Consider the following 23,869-nt stretch of genomic DNA (forward strand, 5'->3'; position numbering starts at 1 on the left):
CCCCAAGCCTGCACTCGGATGGCCCAACGAGACCGGTACCCGCACGGCCACGGAACCGATTCAGGCATCACCCGAAGGTGTCCAGATAAGGAGATCCTTGGCCGCTATCTGTTCAACATCCAGGACAGCGGCCCCGGGCAGGGCCTGCGCCCCTTCCGTGACCCGGACGCGATGGAAGACGCCGACGCGGAGTGACGGGCGGCGTCATCGTGGTGGGCCGCTGTCGGCAGCCGGACTCGGTGTCTCGGAAAGCCGCAGGAATGCGGTGGCGTGGGGCGCGGTGGCGGCGAGGGTGTAGGTGACGACGGTGAGGCCGGGGTCGGCGGGGACTTCGAGGGCGTCGTAGTCGAGGTCGAGGTCGCCGGCGTCGGGGTGGTGGAAGCGCTGCCGGCCGGAGCGGTAGTACTCGACGTCGTGGTCGTCCCAGCGCTGGGCGAACTCGTCGCTGCAGATGGCGAGTTCGTCGATGAGGTCGGCGAGGTCGGTGTCGGCGCGGTTGCGGGCAGCTTCGGTGCGCAGGCTGCCGACCGCGTCGTGGGCGATGCCCTCCCAGTCGCGGTAGAAGCGTCGGGCGCGGGAGTCGCAAAAGACGAAGCGGGCCAGGTTGGGGGGCTGCTCGTCGCAGTCGAGGGCCTCGGTGTATAGGGCGCGGGCGAGAGCGTTGGTGGCGAGGACGTCCAGGTGGGCGTTACGGACGAAGGCTGCGGCCCCGGTCATGGCGTCGAGGATCTGCTGGAGGCTGGGCCGTACGTAGCTGGCGCCGCCGTCGCGGTCGGGGACGCGGTGGGGGTTGCCGGCGGCGCGGACGAGGGCGGCCAGGTGGGCGCGTTCGACGTCGTCCAGGTGCAGAGCGCGGGCGAGGGCGTCGAGGATGTCCTCGGAGACGCCGCCGACGTTGCCGCGTTCGATGCGGGTGTAGTACTCGACGCTGATGGCGGCGAGCTGGGCGACCTCTGAGCGTCGCAGCCCGGCCACCTGCCGCCGCCCGCCGAAGTCGGGCAGGCCGGCCTCCTGGGGGGTGATGCGCGCCCGGCGGCTGGTGAGGAAGGTGCGGATGTCCTCGCGGACGGTATCGGCTGGCACGGCTCAAGCGTAGGCCGGTGCCGTTCGCGAGGGTCCCTGCCAATACCCCTCCCAGCAAGGACTCCCAGCTCAGAGGCGGTGCGTGGTTCTGTGGATGGGTGACCGGACCGTCTGGCCCGGCGCGTTTCCACTGGAAAGGATCACGCCCGTCATGACCGTCACCGCTTCTTCGCGCCGCTCCCGGGATGTGGGCACGGCTGACAGCGGCCGGCACGCCACGGCGACGCTGGCCGCCGCTGTGCTGGGGTTCTTCGTGATCACCCTGGACGCGACGATCGTGAACGTGGCCCTGCCCTCGATCCGTGACGCGCTCGGCGGCGGGATCACCGGCCTGCAGTGGGTGGTCGACGGCTACACGCTGATGTTCGCCGCCCTGCTGCTGTCCGCGGGCGCCCTGTCGGACCGGATCGGTGCACGCAAGGCGTTCGCCGGCGGCCTGGTCCTGTTCGTGGTCGCCTCGCTGGCGTGCGGGTCGGCCCCGTCACTGCCGGTCCTCATCGCCGCCCGGGTGGTGCAGGGCATCGGCGCGGCTGTGACCATGCCGACCTCGATGGCGCTGGTCCGTCACGCCTTCCCCGACCCGGCCCGCCGGGCCCGTGCGGTGGGTGTGTGGGCGATGGGCGGCGCCGTGGCCGCCGCTGCGGGCCCGGTGCTCGGCGGTGTGCTGAGCCTGGCCTCCTGGCGGATGATCTTCTTCATCAACCTGCCGGTCGGCCTGTTCACCCTGGCACTGCTCGCCCGCAGCCCGCAGTCCCCGACGCGCCCGGCGCCGTTCGACTGGATCGGGCAGATCACCGGCATCCTCGCGATGGGCGGGCTGACCTTCGGCGCGATCGAGGCCGGCGAGGCCGCGTTCACCGCCCCGCAGGTGCTGATCTCACTCGGTATCGCGGTCGTGGCGCTTGCCGCGTTCGTGCTGGCGCAGGCCAGGGTGGCGCACCCGATGGTGCCGCTGGCCCTGTTCCGCGTCCCCACGGTGGTGATCGCCACCGGGATCGGCTTCGCGTTCATGGTCGGCTTCTACGGGCTGCCGTTCGTCTTCAGCCTCGACTTCCAACAGCAGCATGGTCTGTCCGCCCTCGGTGCCGGCATCGCGTTCCTGCCGATGATGCTGCTCAGCGCCTGCCTGACCCCCTTCTCCACACGGATCGCGGAGCGCACCGGCCCCCGCGTGCCGGTCATCGCCGGGCTGGTGCTGATCGCGACCGGATCGATCGCCCTGGCCGCATTGCCCGCCTCGGCACCGGTATGGGCCAGCGCTCTGCTGCTGATCCCGGCCGGGCTGGCCGGCCCGCTGGTGATGCCGCCGACCACCGCGGTGCTGCTGGAGCACGTACCGGCCGAGCAGACCGGCACCGCCAGCGGGGTGTTCAACACCAGCCGCCAGATCGGCGGCGCCCTGGCCGTGGCCGTCTTCGGCGCACTGATCTCCGGCACTGCCGGCTTCCAGCACGGCCTGCGTATCAGCCTCACTTTGGCCGCCGTCATCGCTCTGGCAGCGGCGCTGGCCGCCCCCCGCATGGTCGCCGCCCGGCATCGCGCCTGACCCAACCCATGCCGACCGCGCGACCGTCCGGCAAAACCCATAGCTCACCGCCCCGCCGTTGCGGGGCCCGACGACAGGAGCCACCCATGTCCGCCACCGAACAGCCCTCGGGCGCAGCGAAGATGTTCGGCGACTTCGCCCCGCAACTGGTGCACTTCACCGACGACGTCCTGTTCGGCGAGGTGTGGCAGCGCTCCGGCCTCGACCCGCGCGACCGCTCGCTGATCACCGTGGCGAGCCTGGTCACGAGCGGCAGCGCCGAGCAGCTGCGCCACCACCTGGGGCGCGCCAAGGACAACGGCGTCACCGAGGAACAGCTGATCGAAGCGATCACCCACCTCGCCTTCTACACCGGCTGGCCGCGCGCCATGTCCGCCATGGCCGTCGCAAAAGACCTCTTCATCGACTGACCCACCGCTACCTCGTTCAAGGAGCTATCTGATGGAACTGCGCACCCGTCCCGCCACCCGCAAGCTGCCCGACACGATGTTCACCGGCGACGCCTGGGCCGACGTCATCTACCGCGGCGAGGAGCCCTCCAGAACGCGGGCCAACGCGGTGCACTTCGCGCCCGGCGCCCGGACCGCCTGGCACTCCCACGGCATCGGCCAGACCCTCTACATCGTCGAGGGCATCGCCCTGATCCAGTCCCGCGGCAGCAAGATCCTCGAAGCCCACCCGGGCCAGGTGATCTGGACCCCGCCGGGCGAGGAGCACTGGCACGGCGCCGCCCCCGACCACTTCATGACCCACATCGCTCTGTGGGAAGGCGACGACGTCGACTGGCTCGACCACGTCACCGACGCCGAATACGCCAGCCCCCGCACCCGCGAACTCTGATCCCCCTCCCCAACGACAGCAAGGTGCACCCCGCCATGCGTGGAGCCATCCTGTACGGACCCGGCGACGTCCGAGTCGAAGAGCGCGACGCCCCTACCATCCTCAAGCCCACCGACGCGGTGATCCGCACCTTCGCCACCTGCGTGTGCGGCTCGGACCTGTGGGACTACCGCGGCATCAACCCCGCCAAGGAACCCGCCCCCATCGGCCACGAGTACGTCGGCATCGTCGAAGAGGTCGGTGACGACGTCACCACCGTGCGGCCGGGCCAGTTCGTCGTCGGCTCCTTCTTCGCCAGCGACGGCACCTGCGCCAACTGCCGCAACGGCTACCCCAGCAACTGCCTCGACCGGGAGTTCGTCGGCGGCTGCCAGGCCGAGTACATCCGCATCCCATGGGCCGACGGCACCCTGGTCGCCACCCCCGAACTGCCCACCGAGGCTCAAGTGCCCGACCTGCTGGCCTGCTCCGACGTGATGGGTACCGGCTGGTGGGCCGCCGTCGCCGCCGGCGTACAGCGCGGTGACACAGTCGCGGTCGTCGGTGACGGAGCCGTCGGCCTGTCCGCCGTCCTCGCCGCACGCGAGCTCGGCGCCGAGCGCATCATCGCCATGTCCCGTCACGAGAGCCGCCAGAAGCTCGCCGTCGAGTTCGGCGCGACCGACATCTTCGCCGAACGAGGCGAGGAAGGCGTGGCCCGCATCAAGGACATGACCGGCGGCATCGGCGCCGACCGCGTCCTGGAATGCGTCGGCACCGAACAGCCCACCCAGCAGGCCCTGGACTCCACCCGGCCCGGCGGCGGTGTGGGCATCGCCGGTGTCCCCCACGGCGTCCAGATCGACGGCACCGCCCTGTTCTACTCCCATGTCACCGTCCAGGGCGGCCCCGCCCCCGTGCGCCGCTTCCTGCCCGATCTCATTGACCGCGTCATGACCGGCCGCATCAACCCCGGCCGCGTCTTCGACCTCACCCTGCCCCTCGACCAGGCCGCCGAAGGCTACAAGGCCATGGACGAACGCCGAGCCATCAAGACTCTTCTCAGTCCCTGACCACCACCGGAGGCAAGAACCCCTCCCCGCGGTCCGCCGAGGTTTGGTCAGAGGGACCGCGGGGGCTCCACCGACCGCCAGCTCCTTCAAAAGACCTTCGTTTTCTGAAGATCACGCTGCGGGCCCGCCCGGACCCCGCAGGACCTTCAAAACCCCCCGCGCCCTCCCCCGGCAGCTCGACGCTCGTACTAGGTAGGCGAACCCCCAGCAAGATCGTTCTCACCGGGATTTCCTGTACCTCAACTACTCACACCCGCGGTCGACGGCCCCCCGAGGCGCCCAAGCGTGGTCCCCGGAAGTGCGGCGATCGCGAGCACGGGCGGCTTGCGCCACAGGACCTCCGGGGTCGGGACCGGCGCCAGGGACATCGCCTCGACCTCGACGTCGATGCGCGCCTGATCGGCGTCCACCTTCAGGAACACGTCGCCGACGCGCAGAGTCGCACGCTCGGAATGGGCGACGACGACTTCGACCTCATCCATGGGCGACCAGTATCCCGGGGATGATCGCCGACGTCGCCAAATTTTCGCCTGCGATTACGCGGCCGGCCGCGTCCCGCCAAAGGCTGTCCCGCAATGATCAACTGGCTCTGGCGGTCATGGTCGGGGTGTCCACGTTCGGCCTGACCATCCCGCAGAGGCGGCGGTCGCGGCTCTCCACGATGCGGGAGCGCAGGCAGAGGCGAGGGCACAGCCGGAGCCGGAATCCTCGAGCCCTGACGGCCCGGTCAAGCAGCAGACGGCCCAGAGACGGCCCAAGGCCATCGGAAAGCCCCCTACCAACGGAGAACTCGCAGGTAGGGGGCTTGATCAGTCCGTGTTACTTCTTCTTGCCCCGGGTCTGGTGGGCCCGTCTTTCCGGCCTGGCCACGGGAGTACACACCTCAATTGACCATTGGTTGAGCAGTTGTTGACGGTCGTCATTGGTCGTCGTCGGTCGTCGCGGGAGGTTCCCCAGAGGTTCGCCGACTTGGGCCCCGGACATCGCACGCCGGGCGTCCGGCCGTGCTGTCGGAGGCGGCTTGTATCCTGCACGCATTCGACGATCGGACGATCACGGATACGGGCATGCGGGCACGGGGTGGGCGTCCAGGGGCGGGAGCGCGGGGATTTCGATGAGTGACGCACATCCGATACAAAGCCATAGACCGGGCCTCTCGGTCGGCGCGCGCATCATCGCGGGGGTCGTCCTCGCCGCGATCGGGGCCGTCGGCGCCTGGCTCCAGCACGACGCTCCCGGCCGGAGTGCGGAGCCGCGTACGGAGTTCACCGCGAACAACCCGCCCGCCGGTCTGCCCACCGCGCTCACCACCGGCCAGCACCTCCACTGGTCCAGATGCACCTCGCCGCCCACCGCGCGCACGGGCTACGGCTGCGCCACCATGAAGGCCCCCCTCGACTACCGGAAACCGGACGGCAGGACGATCGACGTCGCCCTGATCCGCCGCAAGGCCACCGGCCCGAACGCCCGGCGCATCGGCTCGCTCGTCCTCAACTTCGGCGGCCCCGGCGTGTCCGGCGTGAGCGGACTGCCCGAATTCCTCAACCAGTACGAGCCGCTCCTCGACCGCTACGACCTGGTCTCCTTCGACCCGCGCGGCGTCGGCGCGACCATCCCCGTGCGATGCGGGAAGACCGCGGAAGACACTGGCTACGACGGGGCCGACGCCTGCGCCGAGCACTCCAGGGCGCTCCTCCCGTACATCGGCACCACGCACACCGCGCGCGACCTCGACCTGATGCGCTACCTCCTCGGCGACGAGCGGCTGCACTACTTCGGCGTCTCGTACGGAACGGCGCTCGGCGCGGTCTACGCCCACCTGTACCCGTCGCACGTCGGACGGCTCGTCCTCGAAGCGTCCGTCGATCCGACCGAGGACCACGACGAGGAGAAGGTGTCGCAGGTCAAGGCGGTCCAGGGGGCGTTCGACCGGTTCGCCGCGCACTGCGCGGCCCGTATCCCCCACTGCCCGACCGGCGACGGACCCGAGGAGGCCGCGCGGCGCATGGCGCGCCTGGCCGACCGCCTGAAGAAGAAGCCCGCCCCGGCCGGCGCCGGAAGGAACCTCGACGCCGACGACCTCGCGTACGCCGTCAGCGACCATCTCGACCTCGGCACGGACGGCTGGACGCCGCTCGCCAAGGCCCTCACCGCGCTGATCGACCACAACGACGGCCGTCCGCTGAGCAAGGGCGCGGACGACATCGGCTCCGCCGACCGCGCGGCGACCCCGCTCGACAACAACAGCGCCGCCCGGACCGCGATCACCTGCGCGGACTCCAGCCTGCGTCCCGGCTTCGAACGCCTCGACCGGGACGAGGCCCGCGTCAAAGCCGCCTCACCCGTCTTCGGCGCAGCCTGGTCCACCGGCGTCTACCTCTGCTACGACTGGCCGTTCGACGGCGAGCACGCCACGCTCCAGGTGAACGCCGACGGCGCTGCCCCCGTCCTGGTGGTCGGCGGCACCGGCGACCCGATCACCCCCTACCCCGGCGCCCGCCACATGGCCCGCGCCCTGGGCGACGGCGTCGGCGTCCTCCTGACGGCCGAGGAGGAGGGCCACGGCACATATCCGCAGAACCGCTGCGTCACGGAGACGGTCGACCACTACCTCCGCACGGGCCGCACCCCGGCCCCGGGGACGGTGTGCCGGGGCAGCATGTCCTGAGGCTCGTACGGATCCGCCGGGCGGCTCAGCAACAGCGCGAGCGTCAGCAACGACCCCTAGCGCAGGGGCAGGTGCCGCAAACGTCAGCGACCCCGCTGAGGGTTGTCCCATGAAGATCTCTGAGTCGCCTCGGGCATGGGGCCACCGTGCTGCCTGCCGGTCCACCCGGCGAGAGCGAGGTTGTGCATCCGGGCGATGCCGAGCATGGCGTGGTGGACACCGTCGCCTTTGAGGCGGCAGTCGCGGAGGGTCTTCCAGGCCTTCATGCGCGCGAAGACGTGCTCGACGCGGGCCCGAACCTGCTTGCGGGACTTGTTGTGGTCCTCTTTCCAGGCCGGGAGCTCGGTCCGGCCGCACTCGCGGCGGTGTGGGATGATGAGTCCGGTGCCCGGGTAGCCGCCGTCGGCGATGGCAAGATTCTTGCCGACGGCAGCCTTGGCGCCGGACTCCTCCCATGCCTCGCAGTCGATGCGGTTCCCGGCGAGCGGCCGGCCGACCACGACGACCAGGCGGGTGTCAGCATCGATGACGACTTGGTGGTTGGTGGAGCATCGGTAGTTCTTCGCCCGCTCGGCGATGGTGTGGTCGCGGGTGGGGACCAGGGTGCCGTCCACGATGAGCACGGTGTCCTTGGCGAACCGCTTGCGGGGCCGGAGCGCGAGCAGGGGGCCGAGGCGTTGATGACTCGGTCGGCTGCGGACTGCGAGACGCCGAACAATGGGGCGAGCTGGCGCAACGTCAGGTTGGTACGCCAGTAGGCCGTGACCGGCAGCACCCGGTCCTCCAGCGACGGACTCCACGGCCGGCCCCGGTGAACCACATCTGCTCCGTCGCGCCGCAGCCTGGTCATCAGCTTGCCGAAGCAGCGCGGACTCAGCCCGGTGAACGGGACTGTCCCAGGACGGCTCAGATGCCGTGATCACAGCCACCACATCGTGATCACCAATCAGGCCGACCCAACGCCGAGGCGATCTCGGCAGCTACGCTTCTCGGGGCAGTCGACAGTGAGCAAGACCGGGGGAAACCGTGAACCGACCACTGCTGTTCCTCGACGTGGACGGACCGCTCAACCCTTATGCGGCCAAGCCGGAGAAACGTCCCGACGGCTACACCACACTCAGAGTGCCCCAGGACGGCGGGGCCCATGAGGAGGACAGGGGCCTCTCGTCCCGGCGACGCCCCCTGCGGGTCTGGCTCAACCCGGAACACGGACGATTCCTGCTCCGGCTCGGTTTCGAGCTGTGCTGGGCCACCACATGGATGGACGACGCCAACCGGTGGATCGCACCGGCGCTCGGCCTTCCGGAACTTCCCTTTGTCGACTTCGGTGACGCCTTGCTCCAAGAGCGCCCTGATGGAGTCCACTGGAAGACCGGCCCGCTGGTGAACTACGCAGGCGGCCGCCCTTTCGCCTGGGCGGACGACGAACAGAGCGAGCTGGATCAGACCTACGTGACCGCCCACCATCGCGGGCCCGGGCTTCTGCACCACGTCAACCCGCGGATCGGCCTACGGGAGAACGACTTCCACACGCTCGCCGACTTCGCCCGATCCCTGGACACTTCACGAGCCACCTGCTGAGCACGTCATTGGCTCTTCAGGCGGCGACGTACTCGGAGCCGCGATCATTTGCGGGACAGTCCTTGGCCTGCGGACGCGTGCACGACACCGACCTCCAACCAGTCAAGCCCACCACTTTTGTCCGCAGTCCCAAGTGCAGTTGCCCGTCGCACGGGGACTGTTCGGGCGAGGGCAGTGCATGAAGTCGGGATCTCCTGGCGGTTCGGCGGTGCAAGTCGAACCGCGCCGCACCAGCTCCATGTTGAGTCAGCGGATCAACTTTCCGCTGTCGAAGTCGTTCTGCACATGCACGAGTCCGGTGCGACAGGTCCCTGTCCGCCCCCTCGCACCGGACATCGGCGGGACCGCTGCTCAGGCGGTCGCGGGCTGCGTCTCGGCCGCCGCCGTGGCGGAAGCCGCCGAATAGAAGACGGACTTGCCCTGCTTGGCGCGACGGACATGTCCCTTGGCGACCATGGCCTCCAGGGTGCTGCGCACCACCGTGATCTTGATCCCGCGATCCGGATGGGTGCCGGTCAGGGCGTCGGTGACTTCGAGGGCCGAGCGGGGCTCACCCTCCCGGCTCAGGTGATCGACCACGAGATCGCGCAGAGTCGGGCCGTCGTCACCTTTGGAGGCGGGCGCGGAACGGACAGCGGGCACTGCCTTCGTCGTCGACTTTGCCGTCGACTTCGCCGCGGGCTTTGCCTTCTTGGTGCGGCTCGTCTTTTCCTTGCCCTGCTGCGGAACAGCCGCGGTCTGACGGGGAAGGGAGGCTGTGGCCGTGGATGCCGGTTCGCCGCTTTCCTCCGCGCTGTTGAGTGCCTGCCGCATGGTGTTCAGGAGGGCCTGGTCATGGCGCAGCGTCTCCAGCTTCTCCTGAAGTGCGGCCACTTCACTGCTGAGACGTTCCTGTTCTTCGGCATTGTGTTTCAGGTCTTCTGCCAGACGTGTGGCGTACAACGGCTTGAGGCTGGTCATATTGTCCCGGTTCTCGGTCACGGTGACTCTCCCAGAAGGTGTGTGCCGTTGGTTTGCTGAATAGTACGCACAACAATTCCGGTTGGCTTGTCCGTGTACTCAATCTGCGATGGCAGATATGTTCGGAAGGTCGGCACCGTCGCACTGCGAACGGCACTTGGTTCGCCGGACAAGTCACTCAACCCGCAGCGGAGCAAGGGGTGTTCGGGGTGCTGAGGTGAGTGGCGGCGTGCGGGGCCGCCTTCGACGGCGTGTGCCGCTTCCTGAAGAGCGGGGCCAAGGTCCGGCCGCCCGCAGTGACCGTTCTCTGCCGATCCTGGCGGACGGCGTTCTCGACACGGCCGTGCCTGCTGGACGACAGTCGACGCGCCCATGCCTGCGCGATGCGACAGCCGGCATGCTCGTGTCTGCTGGACGACAGCCGGCGCCCTCATGCCTGCGCGATGCGACAGCCGACATGCTCATGCCTGCCGCACCTCGGCCGACGACCCCCGGTCGTGCCTGCCGGGCGACGGTGAACGACGGCCGTACCTGTCCTCTCGCGTACCCTGGGAGAACGACGGTTCTCATGGCTCTCACACCAGGACGGCAAGGGCGGCCCACGATGCAGGACGACCCGATCCGGACGCGGATCCTCGACGCGGCCGAAGATCTCTTCTACGGTCAGGGGATCCAAGCGGTCGGGATGGACGCCGTGCGCACCGCCGCAGCAGTCACCCTCAGACGCCTCTACCAGCAGTTTCCCTCCAAGGGGGTACTGGTCGAGGAGTATCTGCGGCGGCGGGACGCCCGGTGGCGAAAGGATCTGACGGAGTACGTCGAGGCGGCGGATGTGTCGCCGCAGGAGCGTGTCCTGGCGGTCTTCGACTGGCTGCGCATCTGGTTCGAGCAGCCGGACTTCCGCGGGTGCGCCTTCATCAACTCGTTCGGTGAGCTGGGTGCCACATGCCCGGAAGTCACCGAAGCCGCGCGCCATCACAAGCAGATGTTCCGGCAGTACGTGGCCGACCTGGTCCGTCGGGCCGGTGCTCCTGCGGACGTCACCGATCATGTCGTACTGCTCGCCGAAGGGGCCATGACCACCGCGGCCATCTCCGGCACGTCTCACCCTGCCGCTCAGGGCAGGTCGGCTGCGGCGGCTCTCCTGCAGTCGGCACGGGTCGACTGAGGGGCTCTCCCCGGGGTCGGCGCTTGTCGGCTGCGGCGGCCCCGTTGCGTCAGCGGCCCACGTCGACGGCATCGCTCGATGCGCTCGGGAGGCGGTCGCTCCGGAAGATCCGGTTCAAGTGGTGGTCCAGGACCGCTGCCGCCGATCCGGGGCTGCGCTGGCCGACCAGGATGCTGGTGCCCAGCCCCGCGGACATGGCGAGCAGGCCGATTGCTTCCAGCTCCACGTCCACACCGGGCTGAACCAGGTCACTCTCCTGCGCCTGCCGCAAGAATGCGACCAGTGCACCCTCGGCGGCCTCGGGATTCTTGATGAAGGGCTGGTCGGCAAGTGCCCGGTCGGTGACCGACAGGATGGCGTACGAGGTGTAGACGAGGTGGAAGGTGCGGCTCTCCTCGTCCGTCGGCAACGCCGCCGTGAGCATGGCCTCGATCAGAGCGCGCGGTCCGGGACGGGGGCCTGCGGCCTGCACCCGGGCGACGGCTCGCTGCCCGAATCTCTCCGCCAAGTGCTGCAGCCCGTAGAGCAGCAGCTTCTCCTTGGTTTCGAAGTAGTACTGCACCAGGCGCAGGGACACGCCTGCCTCCGTGGCCACATCGCGCATCCCGACGGCATGCAGCCCGCGCCGCGCCGCGACCCGCAGGAGAGCCTCGGCGATCTCGGTGCGCCGGGCCGTGTGATCCACGCGTTTGGGCATCGGCCGTTCCTCCGCTTGATGTCTTCCCCGGTCGGGTTCGCCCCGGCCTCTTGATGGTACAGCCGTACCATCATCGTGATACGTTCGTACCATAAAGAGTTCCACCCACACGGAGGTGACCATGCCCCAGACCGCGACCCGCTCCCGGGCCGATGTCGGCCGATACGTGAGCGATGCCTGGCGAGACCGCTACTTCGAGGCCTGCGACGCTCTCTATGCGATGGGAGCGACCGCTCATGCGGAAGCGGACGTGGAGACCTCCTTCGGCACCACGCACGTCTACCGGTACCGACCCGCCGACCCCGCCGCCGCGTCCCGCACCCCCGTCGTCCTGGTGCACGGAGCGGGCAGCTGCGCTGCCATGTGGTACCCCAACACCCCCGCCCTCAGCGCCGACCGCCCGGTGTACGCCATCGACACCCCCGGCGATCCCGGACGCAGTATCCAGCGCGAGCCCATCCACCAGCCCGAACGCGCCGCACAGTGGCTGGAGGAGACACTGGCCGGGCTCGGACTCGAACGCGTACACCTGGTTGGCTCCTCCTACGGTGGCTGGCTCGCCGTGAACCAGGCACACCGCAGGCCCGAACGCCTCGCCTCGGTCACCCTCCTCGACCCCGGCGGCCTGGAGAAGGTGGGCTTGCGCTTCTTCGTCTGGATCTTCGTCAGTCTCTTTGCGACCTTCGCGCCCAAGGTCTTTCGCCCACGGCTGGCAGCCTGGCTGGAACAGCCGGTCCTCATCGTGCCGGAGCTGCGCACCATGGTCAGGCTCGGCGTGCGCTCCTACCGCATCCGCCGGCCCGCCCCCCTGCCCCTGTCCGAGGAAGAACTGTCCACCATCCGCACACCGCTGTACCTCGTGCTCGGCAAGCGAAGCCTTCTGGTGCACCCACGGCGGCAGGTCGAGCGCATCCCCCGTCTGATACCGGGCGCCCGCGCCGAGATCATCTCCAACACGGGCCACGGGCCCCAGATCGACCATGCGGACGAGACCAACCGCCGGATGCTCGCCTTCATGGACTCGGTCGGCTGACACCTGCCGAGCCGGACGACGCGGGGCGGGGAAGCCCGAAGCGGCAGGGCGAGGCCTGGTTCCGCACCTCGGGTGAAAGACCCGGGCCGGCCGGGGCGGTGTGCCGAGCCCTGCCTGCGGGATCGGCATAGTGACGGGTCCCGTACCGGACTCGCAGGAGGAATCCCATGCTCGGCACCGACTTCCGCACCGGATCACCCATCTGGATCGACCTCGGCAGCCCGGACACGGAAGCGGCCACCTCGTTCTACGGCGCCGTCTTCGGCTGGCGGTTCGCGTCCGCGGGACCGCAGACGGGCGGCTACGGCTTCTTCCAGAAGGACGGGAAGACGGTCGCCGCCCTCGGACCGCTGACCGAGGAGGGGGCCCGGTCGGCCTGGACGACGTACTTCCGCAGCGACGACGCGGAGGCCGCCGCCCGTGAGGTGGTCTCCGCCGGCGGCAGCGTGCGTGTCGAACCCATGAGCGTGGGCGAGGGACGGCTGGCCCAGTTCACCGACTCCCAAGGCGCCCAGTTCGCCGTCCTGCAGTCCGCGATGGGTCTGCAGAGGGCATCCGAGGACGACACCCTGGTGTGGGTGGAACTGCACGTGGCCGACCCCGAGGCGGCGATCGGCTTCTACCAGAAGCTGTTCGGCTGGCGCTCACAGGAGATGCAGGCGCCCGGTATGACGTACCGGGTCCTCAGCATCGCGGACGGCGACCAGCAGCAGGGCTCCTTCGGCGGTGTGGCCCAGTTGCAGGGCGAGCAGCGGGAGGCGCGCTGGGTGCCGTACTTCGCGGTGGCGGACGCCGATGCCGCCGTCACGGCGGTGCAGGCCAACGGTGGGACGGTGCTCATGCCGGCCGCGGACGTGCCCGACGTGGGACGCATCGCCTGGCTGGCGGACCCGGGCGAGGCGGTGTTCGCCGTACTGAAGCCCAATCCGCGGCAGGGCTGATCAGCCCACGGAGTTACGGTGATCGCGCCGTGCCGCACTGGTGGACAGCGGACCGGAGGCGGTTCGCTGTCCGGGTTCGATCTGCCGGGCGAAGGCCTGCATCGCCACGTCGCTGTTCGCCGGCAGGACGGCCATCAGACCGCGGTCCTGTGCCTCCGCGATCGTCGTGGCGGCGACGCTGCCCTCGGGGACGAAGGCCAGGCGGACATGGCCGTCACCGGAGCCGCGGCGGTCCACCGGGGCGACGGCGCCATGGGTGCCGTCGGGCAGGGTCACCCACAGCTGGAAGTCGTCGTACCGGACGAAGTCGGCGCCCTTCACCGGCCACGGGTAGTGGTGTTCACCGGGCACCTTGGGAAGGATCCCCTGGTGGTTGCCGCGGCTCAGCGGCACACACGCGTTGAACAGGGAGTCGGTCCAGGCCTCGACACCGTCGGCGTCCTTGATCGGTGTGCGCAGCAGGTCGTCGGCACGCTCGTAGCCCACCTCGGCCAGGGCGGGCAGGGTGAGGGGGAAGGCGTCGACCAGAACGGCGGCCTCCTGCCGCAGCCGGTCCACCTTCTCGGGATCGGCGCAGAACTGCATGCTCCACTCGATGCCGACCCGGGCGCGGTACATCAGCCAGTGGTCCGGTCCCTTGACCCACAGGCTGCCGCCGTGGTGCATCTCCCATTGCTCGGAACGATTCGGCCCCGCGCCCGTGGCGACGGGTCTGGGCCCGTAGGGCAGGTCGGGGTCGTCCATCGTGCGGAGGATGCCTTGTGCCGTCTTCTTCGCGGCGCGGAAGTGTGATGACTCGAACCGTTTTGGATGTTCGACGAGGCGGATCTTCCACGGATGGTTCTCCGATTCCACGCCGCCCGGCCGGAGTTCGGTGTGGGCCATGGCTGACCTCCTCGGCCCGGCCCCACGGGCTGGTCATCGACTCGCGGGGTGGAGCCCCTTCGCGGGGTGGCCGCCCGCTCGCGGGGCGCAGTCCCTTCGCGCGGGGCGGAGTCCCCCTGCCTCCATGCATCCATCGTGCGCTTCGAACCGGTCGGCCGCGAGTTGAGCGGAGGTATCGTCAGATCGCGGCCGGGACCGGCCGACTTCCTTGCCGCCTGACGCTCCACGACCGGCTACGGCTACTGCGCGGACCGGCTACTGCACGGACCGGATGCGGTGCGGATCGGCTACTGCGCGGACCGGATGCGGTGCGGGCCGGCTGCGGTGCGGATCGGCCGCGGCACCACGGCGTGCACCGGCTACTGCGGCACGAACCGGCGTCGCCGCCAAGACCGGCTACTGGGCCAAGAGCGGCTCCACTCCGAGGAAGTGGCCGTACCGCACGAGGAGTTCGCCGAGGCCGGCTGGACCGTGTCTGTGCGGAAGCCGACTCTCGCGGTCTCCTGGCCGGTGCTGAACCGGTCGAGGGGTTGCGTACCGCGCCCGGAGAGGCGAGGCCGGCCGCAGGCGGCGCCACGGCACGCTCACCGCACGAAGGGTGTCTCGAAAGGGGCTGGTCAGGCGGTACTGGCAGGGATGTGGAAGTAGTGCCCCTTGTCGAGGTCGGGGAGGAGGTCCGGGTGGGTCGGCTCCCAGCCCAGCAGTTCGCGGGTGAGTGAGCTGGACGCAGGGACGTCCATGCCGAGGAAGCCACTGAGCCACGTGAAGTGGCCGGCCGCCGCCTCGGGGGCCACGGAAGCCACCGGAACGTCGAGGTGACGGCCGATCACCTCGGCGACATCGCGGATCGCGACGCCTTCTTCGGTGGCGCCGTGCAGCACCGATCCGGCGGGTGCCTTCTCGACGGCCAGGCGGAACAGCCGTGCGGCGTCGAGGCGGTGGGTCGCCGGCCAGCGGTTGGCCCCGTCGCCGATGTAGCCGGAGACTCCCTTGGCCCGGGCGATGGCGACCAGGGTGGACATGAAACCGTTGTCCCCCTCGCCGTGGCAGGTGGGGGAGAGCCGCACCACGCATGAGCGCACCCCGCGTGACGGGAGGGCGAGTACCGCTTCTGCGGTGGACGACCGGATCGAGACCGGTGAGCCGTCGATCGCGGGCATGTCCCGTTCGGTCGCCACACGTCCGGGCGTGAGGCCGGCCAGGCCGGAGGCGAGGACGAAGGGGCGGTCGGTACCGGCGAGCGCGTCGCCGAAGGTGTCGACCGCTCGGCGGTCGGCCTCGGCGGCGCCCCGGAAGTCGCCGCTGAAGGCGATGTCGTGCTTGAAGGCGAGGTGGATCACCGCGTCCGACGCGGCGGCCGCGTTCCCCAGGACGTCGAGGTCGTCGACGGTGCCCCGGACGACCTCGGCGCCGGCCGCGGAGAGCGAGGCGGCGGACGCGTCGGAGCGGGCGAGCCCGACGACCTGGTGCCCCGCGTCGAGGAGCTCGGGTACGACGGCCGAGCCGATCCAGCCGGACGCGCCGGTGACAAAGATGCGCATGGGAGGCCCCCATCTGTTGATGTCAGCTACTGTCATCAACGTACACCTGATGTCAGCTGCTGTCATCACCTGATGGCAGTCGCTGTCATCGCGTAGGATCTGCCGCATGGGTAGATGGGAGCCGGACGCGCGCGGACGGCTGGCGAACGCGGCGCTGGAGCTGTACAGCGAGCGTGGGTACGAGCAGACCACCGTGGCGGAGATCGCCAAACGGGCCGGGCTCACGGAGCGGACCTTCTTCCGGCACTACGCCGACAAGCGCGAGGTGCTGTTCGCCGGCTCCGGCGAGCTGCAGGAGCTGTTTGTGCAGGCGGTCGCGGGCGCTCCGGAGTCGGCGGCACCGGTCGACGCACTGGGGGCGGGTCTCGACGCGGTCTCCGAGGTGTTCGTCGACCGGCGCGAGTACGCGCGCAGGCGATACGCGGTGATCATGGCGAACGCGGAGCTCCATGAGCGCGAGCTGATCAAGTTCGCCACGCTGTCGGCCGCGCTCGCCGAGACCCTGCGCCGACGCGGCGTTGCGGAGCCGGCCGCCGGCCTGGCCGCCGAGGCGGGCGTCGCCGTCTTCAAGATCGGCTTCGAACGCTGGATCGAGGCGACCGGGGAACTCACGATGTCGCAGTTCATGCGGGAATCGCTGGACGAGCTCAAGAGCCTGGCGTCGGGCGGCTAGAGGGAGCTTTTTCGGACCGGAGGCCGTTCTCGCCGTCCGCGCACACTCATCGCGCGCGATCCGCGGGCATCTCCGCCGACGTGGCATCCGGGCAATCAGCCCGCGGCCCGGAGACCAGATCGGGCACCGTCTGGGGCGAGGCCGCGCGGGAGGTCGCCCGCCCCACCTCGACGTCGTGGCATGCGAGCAACGCAATATCGTCGCGCGGTGCATCAACCGCCACGAGGAGTGGCGCGGCCGGCGTATGCGGCAGGTCGGCCGCCGGACGGGCGTGACAGCATGCGGCCATGCCCTTCCCGCACCCCGACGGCGATTACGCGATCACTGCCATGTACTCCGTACCCGATGACGCCTGGTACTTGGAGCTGGACCTCGTCGCTGAGCAGCGAAATCTTGTGACCGCGATCGTTCCCGACGAGGACCCGGAACGGGAGCCGACGGTGTGTTTCAACCCTCATGGGCGACACCTGGACGTGCCGTACGAGGTCATGCGCTGGTTCATGGACCAGGTTGAGCAGGAGATCCGCACGTCCCGCGCCTGGATGCGGCTGCGCCCCGAGCTTGTCGAGGTCATCCACCAACTGCGCCAGGAGTACCTGGGTGCCATCGACGATGACGATTTTCGTCATGTCCTGGCGGAGGTGCGCGCAGCAGTCCCCCGGGCAGACCTCCCCGCCGTGCTCGAGGCCGCCTTCGGGCGGAAACCCGACGGCACCACCGTTGACCAAGGACAAGCGCTCCGGCTGCCGGATGACCAAGGAGACAGAAGCTAGACCGTTTTCCATGGGGCACCTCGCCGACCAGATGAGGATGGCGGCGAGGCGAGGCCCGGATGTGGGGTCCGGGGAGGTGGACGGTGGCGGCGATGCGAGTCCGGTGAGGTGAAGGGTGGCGAGGCGGATCCGTCAGGCGAACGTCACGCTGTGCGGTACGGGTTGACCGAAGTCGCGCGTGGAATGCGGTGCCAGCGGCGCGCCCAGGGCGTCCTCGCACCCTTGGTCCGAGTAGACGGTCGCCACGGAGTCGGTGCCGTTGTCGACGTGCACCGCTCCGGCCACCAGGAGGAAGCACTCGCCGCTGCCCGGGTTGTCGGTGGTGAACTCGTCGCCGTTGACATTGGTGTAGTGCAACGCCCCGTTGGCCGCCTGGGCGTCGGCCGAGACTCCGGCCACCAGTGCGAGAGCGGCGACGACGACTCCGGCCATCCGCGCCAGGTGCCTGAATGCATCCATGTGTGTTCCCCTCGGGTTGACGGCACACCCGGACCAACGACCGGCCGCTCCCGACGAAACGGCCTGGCCGCATGGCGAAAGCGCTGGTCGCGTCAGGGGAGGCCGGACGGGCGGGTGTTAGCCTCCGGGCGTATGGACGACAGTGTGTACGTGGGCAACGCAGGCCGGGATGCGGCACTTGACCGGGGCTGGCTGCTGGGGCACTTCAAGGGTGCCGGCGATCCTCGCCACAGCGACGCGGTGGAGATCAAATGGGGTGTCCACCCGCAGGGCGACAGACGCGCGCAGTGGGTGCAGGATGAGAAGCGCACGGCCCTTCTGGTGCTCATCAGCGGTCGCTTCCGCGTCGAACTTCCCGGCCGCAGCGTGCTGCTGTCGCGCCAAGGCGACTACGTCGTCTGGGGGCGGGGCGTGGACCACTCCTGGGGCGCGGAGGAGGAATCCGTGGTGCTGACCGTGCGATGGCCGTCCGTCCCCGGCTACGCGCTGCCGCAGCAGGCGGAAGGACAGCTCCGTGGGTGAGCCGGACCGGAAAGCCGACAGAACGCATGCGGGCGCTGCGGGCACTGAAGGAGGCTCCGGCTGAGCTTCGCCGGTGCTACCGCCCAACTGCCCCGACGTCACATCTGCGTTGAACACGTATGGCCCTGCCCTTACCGTCTACCGTCCTACGTCATTGACCTTGATCAAACGGGGTCGTCACGGGGGAGGCTGGAGGAGCTGGCGGGCTGAGCGTGTGAAGGCCAAGCGGTAGGGGCCGTATCCGGAAGTCGTTTCCGGGTACGGCCCCTACCGTGTGCGGGGCGATGGGTGTGAGGTGGAGGGACGGCACGCGGGGTGCCGCCCCTCCACCTCTCGGGGGATCGCCAGTTGGTCTGAGGTCAGCCGCGCGGGACGCGTTCGATGAACGGGGCGAGCAGCTTGGGTACGGCCTCTTCGGCGTAGGTGAGGCCGACGCCGACGGATACGTCCCGCACCTTGTAGCAGCCGACACCCGCGGTGGTGGCGCCGATGGTGAGCAGTCCGTTGCGTCGCTGGAAGTAGGAGCGGGTGATGTTCCAGCCGATGACGCCGTCCCGCTGGAGGGCGACGGTGCGGCGGGTGAAGGTGCCGGCACGGACGACGAGGTAGCGGTCGCGGATTCCGTGTCCGAGGGCACGGTGGGCGTCGTTGGCGAGGGCGATGACGACCGGCAGGCCGACGAGTGCCGTGATCCAGGCGGTGTGCACCAGGACGGGGGTGAGCCACAGCCCCAGGCCCAGCGGGATCGCGACGACAGGCACGAGGAGCAACAGGCCGCGGTTGATGCGACGGCGCAGGGCGGCGCGGGAGTGCGGGACGAGTTCGGTCAGCTCCGTCGGGGACTGTTCCTCGGCGAGGACGTCGGCGGCGACCCGCAGGGCCTCGTCCCGGGGCACGGGCGGGGTGAGGGAACAGCGGTTTCGGTTCTCGTCGCTGTTGCTGAGGCCGCCGGCTATGGCGCTCAGGGTGGCGCCGCCCGCCCAGCGCAGCAGCATCGGCTCGGCGACCTCGACGCCGCGCAGCCGGCGCTCCTCGATGGTGACGGAGCGGGAGATGAGCAGTCCGCGGCGGATTCGGAAGCTGCCGTCCTGCTCGCGCTCCAAGCGGTAGTCGGTCCAGGCGTCCACAAAGGTGGCGGTGGAGATCGCGGCACCCGCGACGGCGGTGATCACGACGGCGACAAGGATGCCGAACCACAGGGGTACGGAACCGCAGCGGTCCTCGATGTCCTTGACGATGCCCAGTTCGAGCGGGTCGACCTTCATCTCGTGCAGGATGCGGTAGGCGGTGCCGACACCGGCGAAGACACTGCCGACGCCCCAGACGGTGAGCGGCGCGTACCGCAGCCAGGCCCAGTCCATCTCGGCGATGGTGACGTCTTGGTCCTGGCCGGTGGCGCGGCCGCTGCCACGGCGGTCGATGAGGAGCCTGCGCAGCTCGCGCGCCTGATGCCTGGTGATGCCGTCGAGGCAGAGCTTGCGGCTGGAGGACGAGCTCTGTTCGCCGGTGCCGATGCGCAGCGAGGTGAGGCCGAAGAGGCGGTGCATCGGCTTGGCTTCGATGTCGACACTGCGGATCCGGTCGACGGGGACCGAGCGGCGGCTGCGGAAGAGCAGGCCGGAGCACAGTTCGACGCGGTCGCCGGTGACGCGGAAGCGGGTGGTCAGCAGCCGCATCGTGCTGATCCCGGTGATGACCAGGAAGGTGATCACCAGTGAGCCGAGCGAGATGAGGGCCTGGAGGTTGGCGCCGGTCAAGGCGACCGTCACGGCGAACAGGGCGAGCGGTCCGGCGAGCATGCTCAGGTTGACCCACAGCAGTCTGGGGCTGAGCCCGCTCCACTCGGGGCCTTCGGCGGCCCCGTTGGAGGTCCCGGTGGCCTCCCGCTGTCCGGTGTCGTGGCTCATGTCGCGTCTCCCGGCATGGCCTGGGTCACCCTGGTGAGATGTTCGACCACTTCCCGCGCGGTCCGGTGGTCGATTCCCTTGATCTTCACGGCGCCGGAGTAGGAGGCGGTGGTGACGGTGATGCCGGAGAGACCGAAGAGCTGCTGGAGAGGCCCGCGCAGGGTGTCCACGGTCTGGATGCGCGACAGCGGCACGACCCGCCACTGCTGCCAGAGCCAGCCGGACGCCGCGTAGACGGCTTCGTCGGTGGTCTCCCAACGGTGCACCCGGTAGCGCCAGACGGGCATGACGGCCATGTAGGCGAGACCCGGTACGAGCGAGATCACGAAGGCCCAGCCGAAGAACGGCCTGGCGGACGGGATGAAGAGATACAGCACGCCGAAGACGATCGGCAGGGGCAGGGCGAACATCGCAGACTGAAGCGTCCACCAGCCCACTGCCCGGGCTTCGACACGATTGCGCGGGGGCCTGAGCCTGACATCATCCATGTGTTCCACCGCTTCACCCTAGTTCTGAGACGATCTTGCACCAAAACCGGATCTGACGTTCCGTCATGTCAGTGCGTACTGGCGGAACTCGTCTCATCTGCCGTCGTGTTGCCAGCCGCAGGAGTCTGCCCGTCGCGCAGCCGACGGCGCTTGGCAAATCGAGTTTCGGCGGTGTGCCGGTAGGCGGGCTTGGGACGCCAAGGGGCCGCGTAGACGTAGCCCACGACTTCACCGGACAGTTCGGCGACCAGAAAGGGCAGACCTTGGGCGGTGAGGTCGTCGTGCCGCTGGTGCCAGACGGCCTTCGGTGGCGGGGTCACCTCGAAGGTGATCACGGTGTGGCGAACGTAGTGCGTGAAGATCTCGGCCACGGCGTCCAGATCGGCCGGGACCGCCGGGCGGATCACTGGCTCCATGGCTGTCACAACGCAGAGGGTGGGCCCGTGCTGTGCCGGTCACCGTTTCAGGTCTGTGGCCAGCGGGTTTGTGTGACTTCGATGCCGAGGAGTTCGAGGAGGTGGAGTTGGACGCCTCGGGTGATCTGCACCGTCGGCGGATCGGTCACGCTCCCGATCCGCAGGCTCAGCTCGCCGAGGTGCTGGAGGATCACCCGGCCGGTCGGCCGGACCCGGCGGTTGTCCGGGCAGAGTCCGGCCATGGTCTGCTGCGGCCCCAGGGACTGTCTGACCTGGCGTTCGATCAGGCAGAAGACCAGCAGCGCCAGGCAGATGTCCTGGATCAAGGCGGCGGCGCGGCGGTTGTGCTGGACGAAGACCGCGGTGACCGCGAGCGGGCCTTTGAAGTCCGCGTAACGGCGTTCGACCACGCCTTGACCTTTGTACTGGATCAGGACCCGTGCTGGGGTGGCCTGCTCGGCGGTGAGCGGGGTGATCGGCGCGTACCAGCCGTCGGCGTTGGCTTCGGCGCTAAGGACGTGCTGGTCGAAGCCCCATTCCGGCGATGGCAGGCCGGCGTCGTCCTGGCGGACGTGCCAGCGCAGGCAGGCGGTCACGCGGCGCTTGGCCGCGATCCCCCCGGCCCGGGCGGCGATCTTCTCGGCGGTCTTGTAGTGCCGTCCGCCCGCGGCGCGGGCGAGCTTGTCCACGTCCTCGGCCGCCTTGGCCCCGGCCGGTAGTACTGGTCACCGGTTCTGCTCGATGGGCAGCTCCAGATGGAGCACGTAGCCGCCGTCGGCTGTGGGACCTGAGCTGACGGTGCCGCCGAGGAGTTCGGCGCGTTGACCCAGGCCCGCGAGGCCGTGCTGGGCGCTGGGCAGAGCGAGTGAGGGGCGCGTGGGTGCGGTGTTGGTGACGGTGACGCGGACGGCGCCGTCCTTGCACAGGACGCCGACGGTCGCCGTAGCCCCCGCCGCATGCTTGCGCACGTTGGTCAGGGCTTCCTGGACAGTGCGGTAGACGGCCCGCTGGACCGTGGGCGGCAGGTCTTCGGGCAGGTCCGTCTTCAGCTGCGCTTCGATGCCGCTGCCCTCGACCAGCCGCTGCAGGTCGGCGAGGGACGGCTGAGGGGTCAGCTCCGTGGGGCGGCTTCCTGCGGCGCGCAGCACGCTGACCATGTGCCGCAACTCGTCCAGGGTCTGCACACTGAGGCGCCGGATCGTGGCCGCGGCCTGTCTGGTCTCCGCGTCCCGGCTGCCCACCTGGAGCGCTCCGGCCTGTACGGCGATGAGGCTGACCTGGTGGGAGACCACATCGTGCATCTCCCGGGCCAGCTCCGCGCGTTCCTTCGCCAGGACGCCCTGAGCCGTCAGCAGCCGTTCGTGTTCGCGGGCCTCGGTGATCTCGGTGAGCCTGAGCGACAGCTCGCGCTGGGCCTGGACGAGTTGGCCGAGGAAGACAGGGGCGGCTGCGGTGGCCAGGGTGTAGCTGAGATGGACGATGTTGTGGGTACCGGAGAGCTCGTCCGTCTTCAGGGACGACCAGGGCCAGGGGAGGAAGTCGGCAATTGCGTAGACCAGGGCGCAGCCGGCCAGCAGGACGCGGTGACGGCTGTACGACGAGAGCGTGTACAGCGCTGCCACGGGAGCGACCACCGCGTCGGTGATCATGGCGGTGGGGAGAGTCAGCACGTAGGTCAGCAACGGCACCCGGCGTCGCAGGGCGAGAGCGAAGGCGCCGAGCAGCGCGCAGGCCGGAGCCGCCACCTGGGTCTGGAAGTCGACGTTGACCCAGGCGTCGGCCAGCGCGACACAGACGAGGGCGGCGTCCAGCAGCCGGGCCGGCGGCCGTCGGGACTTCACTGGGTGTCCCCGTCGTGCGACGGCGCGAGCAGGCCCGCGCGTTCGGCGATCAGGGCGGCCTGCACACGGCTGGTGACCCGGAGTTTGCTGAGCACGGCGCTGACGTGGCCCTTGACGGTGCCCGTACTCAGACACATCCGCTTGCCGATGTCGGTGTTGCCCAGCCCTTCGGCCATGAGCACGAGTACGGCTCGCTCGCGATCGGTGAGGCGGGCGGCGAGACGGATGGCGGGCTCACGCACTCCCGTGTCGAGGTATCCGTCCACCACCCTGCGGGTGACCTTCGACGACAGCACGGTCCCGCCGTCGGCCAGTGCCCTCACGAGATGCGGAAGCTGCTCGGGGTCGGTGTCCTTGAGCAGGAATCCGGCGGCGCCCGAGCGCAGCGCGGTCGTCACGTATTCATCGGCGTCGAACGTCGTGAGCATGGCCACCACCGGAGGGTCCGTCATGCGGCGGAGCTCGGCCAGGACGGTGAGCCCGTCCACGTCGGGCATGCGGATGTCCAGCAGGACGATGTCCGGATGCGACTCGTGCACCGCCCGGACGGCCTGGCTGCCGGCGACCGCCGCAATGACCTCGATGTCGTCCGCCGTGCTGAGGATGTGTGTGAAGCCCCCGCGGATCAGGGCCTCGTCGTCGACCACCAGTACCCGGATCACGTGCGCTCCGCTCGTCGCATGCCCGCGATTGGATGCCTACCACGCCGGGAGCCGTCCACGAACGGGCCGGAGGCGTTTCCGCCGATCGGCCGCACGGTCCCGGCCGGCCGGGCGACCCGGGGCGGCCGACGGG

At 69.6% G+C, this 23,869-nt stretch carries 23 protein-coding genes and 5 pseudogenes; 14 read left to right on the plus strand and 14 right to left on the minus strand.

What is annotated here, in order from left to right; all coding sequences use genetic code 11:
- Window positions 1–195, plus strand: a pseudogene (locus ACZ7P3_RS25015) (hypothetical protein); the annotation flags it as partial.
- A gap of 9 nt (window positions 196–204) precedes the next feature.
- On the opposite strand, the gene ACZ7P3_RS25020 reads toward ACZ7P3_RS25015, so the two are convergent.
- The gene (locus ACZ7P3_RS25020) at window positions 205–1,083 is read right to left on the minus strand and encodes a helix-turn-helix transcriptional regulator (RefSeq protein WP_472085245.1); all 879 of its coding nucleotides are present in this window, start codon (window positions 1,081–1,083) and stop codon (window positions 205–207) included.
- 151 nt (window positions 1,084–1,234) lie between these two features.
- On the opposite strand from ACZ7P3_RS25020, the gene ACZ7P3_RS25025 reads away from it, so the two are divergent.
- The 4 genes from ACZ7P3_RS25025 to ACZ7P3_RS25040 all read left to right on the plus strand — a co-directional run bounded on the left by ACZ7P3_RS25025 (window position 1,235) and on the right by ACZ7P3_RS25040 (window position 4,521).
- A complete protein-coding gene (locus ACZ7P3_RS25025; protein ID WP_472085247.1) occupies window positions 1,235–2,629 on the plus strand; it encodes a DHA2 family efflux MFS transporter permease subunit in 1,395 nt (464 codons plus the stop codon).
- Window positions 2,630–2,715: 86 nt separating this feature from the next.
- A complete protein-coding gene (locus ACZ7P3_RS25030; RefSeq protein ID WP_472085249.1) occupies window positions 2,716–3,039 on the plus strand; it encodes a carboxymuconolactone decarboxylase family protein in 324 nt (107 codons plus the stop codon).
- 31 nt (window positions 3,040–3,070) lie between these two features.
- Window positions 3,071–3,469, plus strand: a complete 399-nt coding sequence (locus ACZ7P3_RS25035; RefSeq protein WP_472085251.1) for a (R)-mandelonitrile lyase — start codon at window positions 3,071–3,073, stop codon at window positions 3,467–3,469.
- A 35-nt stretch (window positions 3,470–3,504) separates the two neighbouring features.
- Window positions 3,505–4,521, plus strand: a complete 1,017-nt coding sequence (locus ACZ7P3_RS25040) for a zinc-dependent alcohol dehydrogenase family protein (protein WP_472085252.1) — start codon at window positions 3,505–3,507, stop codon at window positions 4,519–4,521.
- A gap of 257 nt (window positions 4,522–4,778) precedes the next feature.
- Here the strand turns inward: ACZ7P3_RS25040 and ACZ7P3_RS25045 are convergent.
- Window positions 4,779–5,003, minus strand: a pseudogene (locus ACZ7P3_RS25045) (aminoglycoside phosphotransferase family protein); the annotation flags it as partial.
- Between the two features lie 632 nt (window positions 5,004–5,635).
- Between ACZ7P3_RS25045 and ACZ7P3_RS25050 the strand changes: the two are divergent.
- The gene (locus ACZ7P3_RS25050; protein ID WP_472085254.1) at window positions 5,636–7,189 is read left to right on the plus strand and encodes an alpha/beta hydrolase; all 1,554 of its coding nucleotides are present in this window, start codon (window positions 5,636–5,638) and stop codon (window positions 7,187–7,189) included.
- Between the two features lie 164 nt (window positions 7,190–7,353).
- Here the strand turns inward: ACZ7P3_RS25050 and ACZ7P3_RS25055 are convergent.
- Window positions 7,354–8,121 (minus strand): annotated as a pseudogene (locus tag ACZ7P3_RS25055) (transposase); the annotation flags it as partial.
- A 94-nt stretch (window positions 8,122–8,215) separates the two neighbouring features.
- Here ACZ7P3_RS25055 and ACZ7P3_RS25060 point away from each other — a divergent pair.
- Complete coding sequence (locus tag ACZ7P3_RS25060; protein ID WP_472085256.1) at window positions 8,216–8,770, plus strand: hypothetical protein; 555 nt, start codon at window positions 8,216–8,218, stop codon at window positions 8,768–8,770.
- A 351-nt stretch (window positions 8,771–9,121) separates the two neighbouring features.
- On the opposite strand, the gene ACZ7P3_RS25065 is transcribed toward ACZ7P3_RS25060, so the two are convergent.
- On the minus strand, window positions 9,122–9,751 hold the full coding sequence (locus tag ACZ7P3_RS25065) for a hypothetical protein (RefSeq protein WP_472085258.1): 630 nt from the start codon (window positions 9,749–9,751) through the stop codon (window positions 9,122–9,124).
- Between the two features lie 583 nt (window positions 9,752–10,334).
- Between ACZ7P3_RS25065 and ACZ7P3_RS25070 the strand changes: the two genes are divergently transcribed.
- Window positions 10,335–10,898 carry a TetR/AcrR family transcriptional regulator gene (locus ACZ7P3_RS25070; protein WP_472085260.1) on the plus strand — a complete coding sequence of 188 codons (564 nt, stop codon included), beginning with the start codon at window positions 10,335–10,337 and terminating at the stop codon, window positions 10,896–10,898.
- A gap of 49 nt (window positions 10,899–10,947) precedes the next feature.
- On the opposite strand, the gene ACZ7P3_RS25075 is transcribed toward ACZ7P3_RS25070, so the two are convergent.
- On the minus strand, window positions 10,948–11,595 hold the full coding sequence (locus tag ACZ7P3_RS25075) for a TetR/AcrR family transcriptional regulator (RefSeq protein ID WP_472085262.1): 648 nt from the start codon (window positions 11,593–11,595) through the stop codon (window positions 10,948–10,950).
- Window positions 11,596–11,716: 121 nt separating this feature from the next.
- Between ACZ7P3_RS25075 and ACZ7P3_RS25080 the strand changes: the two genes are divergently transcribed.
- Together ACZ7P3_RS25080 and ACZ7P3_RS25085 are read left to right on the plus strand one after the other, a co-directional pair.
- A complete protein-coding gene (locus ACZ7P3_RS25080; RefSeq protein WP_472085264.1) occupies window positions 11,717–12,628 on the plus strand; it encodes an alpha/beta fold hydrolase in 912 nt (303 codons plus the stop codon).
- A 167-nt stretch (window positions 12,629–12,795) separates the two neighbouring features.
- Window positions 12,796–13,569 carry a VOC family protein gene (locus ACZ7P3_RS25085; protein WP_472085266.1) on the plus strand — a complete coding sequence of 258 codons (774 nt, stop codon included), beginning with the start codon at window positions 12,796–12,798 and terminating at the stop codon, window positions 13,567–13,569.
- Here ACZ7P3_RS25085 and ACZ7P3_RS25090 read toward each other — a convergent pair.
- Window positions 13,570–14,472, minus strand: a pseudogene (locus ACZ7P3_RS25090) (DUF6424 family protein); the annotation flags it as partial.
- 599 nt (window positions 14,473–15,071) lie between these two features.
- Window positions 15,072–15,995, minus strand: coding sequence for an SDR family oxidoreductase (locus ACZ7P3_RS25095; RefSeq protein ID WP_472085268.1), 924 nt, complete (start codon window positions 15,993–15,995; stop codon window positions 15,072–15,074).
- Between the two features lie 106 nt (window positions 15,996–16,101).
- Here ACZ7P3_RS25095 and ACZ7P3_RS25100 point away from each other — a divergent pair, with 106 nt between their 5' ends.
- The 3 genes and pseudogenes from ACZ7P3_RS25100 (at window position 16,102) to ACZ7P3_RS25110 (ending at window position 17,441) form a co-directional block, all read left to right on the plus strand.
- Window positions 16,102–16,668, plus strand: a complete 567-nt coding sequence (locus ACZ7P3_RS25100) for a TetR/AcrR family transcriptional regulator (protein WP_472085270.1) — start codon at window positions 16,102–16,104, stop codon at window positions 16,666–16,668.
- 16 nt (window positions 16,669–16,684) lie between these two features.
- Window positions 16,685–16,918, plus strand: a pseudogene (locus ACZ7P3_RS25105) (IS5/IS1182 family transposase); the annotation flags it as partial.
- 37 nt (window positions 16,919–16,955) lie between these two features.
- Entirely contained in the window at window positions 16,956–17,441 is a 486-nt protein-coding gene (locus ACZ7P3_RS25110) for a hypothetical protein (protein WP_472085272.1), read from the plus strand.
- A gap of 132 nt (window positions 17,442–17,573) precedes the next feature.
- On the opposite strand, the gene ACZ7P3_RS25115 is transcribed toward ACZ7P3_RS25110, so the two are convergent.
- Window positions 17,574–17,900 (minus strand): hypothetical protein, encoded by a 327-nt coding sequence (locus tag ACZ7P3_RS25115; RefSeq protein WP_472085274.1) that lies wholly within the window; start codon window positions 17,898–17,900, stop codon window positions 17,574–17,576.
- A gap of 132 nt (window positions 17,901–18,032) precedes the next feature.
- Between ACZ7P3_RS25115 and ACZ7P3_RS25120 the strand changes: the two genes are divergently transcribed.
- Window positions 18,033–18,422 (plus strand): cupin domain-containing protein, encoded by a 390-nt coding sequence (locus ACZ7P3_RS25120; RefSeq protein WP_472085276.1) that lies wholly within the window; start codon window positions 18,033–18,035, stop codon window positions 18,420–18,422.
- Between the two features lie 359 nt (window positions 18,423–18,781).
- On the opposite strand, the gene ACZ7P3_RS25125 is transcribed toward ACZ7P3_RS25120, so the two are convergent.
- From ACZ7P3_RS25125 to ACZ7P3_RS25150, 6 genes are all read right to left on the minus strand, one after another.
- Window positions 18,782–20,329 (minus strand): PH domain-containing protein, encoded by a 1,548-nt coding sequence (locus tag ACZ7P3_RS25125; RefSeq protein WP_472085278.1) that lies wholly within the window; start codon window positions 20,327–20,329, stop codon window positions 18,782–18,784.
- Window positions 20,326–20,817 carry a PH domain-containing protein gene (locus ACZ7P3_RS25130; protein ID WP_472085280.1) on the minus strand — a complete coding sequence of 164 codons (492 nt, stop codon included), beginning with the start codon at window positions 20,815–20,817 and terminating at the stop codon, window positions 20,326–20,328. Before ACZ7P3_RS25130 ends, ACZ7P3_RS25125 begins: the two co-directional genes overlap by 4 nt.
- Before the next feature lie 68 nt (window positions 20,818–20,885).
- Window positions 20,886–21,242 carry a GNAT family N-acetyltransferase gene (locus tag ACZ7P3_RS25135; protein ID WP_472085282.1) on the minus strand — a complete coding sequence of 119 codons (357 nt, stop codon included), beginning with the start codon at window positions 21,240–21,242 and terminating at the stop codon, window positions 20,886–20,888.
- A 38-nt stretch (window positions 21,243–21,280) separates the two neighbouring features.
- The gene (locus tag ACZ7P3_RS25140; protein WP_472085284.1) at window positions 21,281–21,922 is read right to left on the minus strand and encodes a transposase; all 642 of its coding nucleotides are present in this window, start codon (window positions 21,920–21,922) and stop codon (window positions 21,281–21,283) included.
- Between the two features lie 36 nt (window positions 21,923–21,958).
- On the minus strand, window positions 21,959–23,074 hold the full coding sequence (locus ACZ7P3_RS25145; RefSeq protein WP_472085286.1) for a sensor histidine kinase: 1,116 nt from the start codon (window positions 23,072–23,074) through the stop codon (window positions 21,959–21,961).
- The gene (locus tag ACZ7P3_RS25150) at window positions 23,071–23,736 is read right to left on the minus strand and encodes a response regulator (protein ID WP_472085288.1); all 666 of its coding nucleotides are present in this window, start codon (window positions 23,734–23,736) and stop codon (window positions 23,071–23,073) included. Before ACZ7P3_RS25150 ends, ACZ7P3_RS25145 begins: the two co-directional genes overlap by 4 nt.
- Between the last annotated feature and the right edge of the window lie 133 nt (window positions 23,737–23,869).

The sequence above is a fragment of the Streptomyces sp. NPDC107581 genome (assembly GCF_055657175.1).

Coding starts and splice junctions, on each gene's coding strand:
- ACZ7P3_RS25080 (WP_472085264.1), top strand. CDS start 11,717: ATGCCCCAGACCGCGACCCGCTCCCGGGCCGATGTCGGCCGATACGTG.
- ACZ7P3_RS25125 (WP_472085278.1), bottom strand. CDS start 20,329: ATGAGCCACGACACCGGACAGCGGGAGGCCACCGGGACCTCCAACGGG.
- ACZ7P3_RS25075 (WP_472085262.1), bottom strand. CDS start 11,595: ATGCCCAAACGCGTGGATCACACGGCCCGGCGCACCGAGATCGCCGAG.
- ACZ7P3_RS25025 (WP_472085247.1), top strand. CDS start 1,235: ATGACCGTCACCGCTTCTTCGCGCCGCTCCCGGGATGTGGGCACGGCT.
- ACZ7P3_RS25035 (WP_472085251.1), top strand. CDS start 3,071: ATGGAACTGCGCACCCGTCCCGCCACCCGCAAGCTGCCCGACACGATG.
- ACZ7P3_RS25120 (WP_472085276.1), top strand. CDS start 18,033: ATGGACGACAGTGTGTACGTGGGCAACGCAGGCCGGGATGCGGCACTT.
- ACZ7P3_RS25030 (WP_472085249.1), top strand. CDS start 2,716: ATGTCCGCCACCGAACAGCCCTCGGGCGCAGCGAAGATGTTCGGCGAC.
- ACZ7P3_RS25050 (WP_472085254.1), top strand. CDS start 5,636: ATGAGTGACGCACATCCGATACAAAGCCATAGACCGGGCCTCTCGGTC.
- ACZ7P3_RS25095 (WP_472085268.1), bottom strand. CDS start 15,995: ATGCGCATCTTTGTCACCGGCGCGTCCGGCTGGATCGGCTCGGCCGTC.
- ACZ7P3_RS25070 (WP_472085260.1), top strand. CDS start 10,335: ATGCAGGACGACCCGATCCGGACGCGGATCCTCGACGCGGCCGAAGAT.
- ACZ7P3_RS25085 (WP_472085266.1), top strand. CDS start 12,796: ATGCTCGGCACCGACTTCCGCACCGGATCACCCATCTGGATCGACCTC.
- ACZ7P3_RS25130 (WP_472085280.1), bottom strand. CDS start 20,817: ATGGATGATGTCAGGCTCAGGCCCCCGCGCAATCGTGTCGAAGCCCGG.
- ACZ7P3_RS25040 (WP_472085252.1), top strand. CDS start 3,505: ATGCGTGGAGCCATCCTGTACGGACCCGGCGACGTCCGAGTCGAAGAG.
- ACZ7P3_RS25100 (WP_472085270.1), top strand. CDS start 16,102: ATGGGTAGATGGGAGCCGGACGCGCGCGGACGGCTGGCGAACGCGGCG.
- ACZ7P3_RS25110 (WP_472085272.1), top strand. CDS start 16,956: ATGCCCTTCCCGCACCCCGACGGCGATTACGCGATCACTGCCATGTAC.
- ACZ7P3_RS25115 (WP_472085274.1), bottom strand. CDS start 17,900: ATGGATGCATTCAGGCACCTGGCGCGGATGGCCGGAGTCGTCGTCGCC.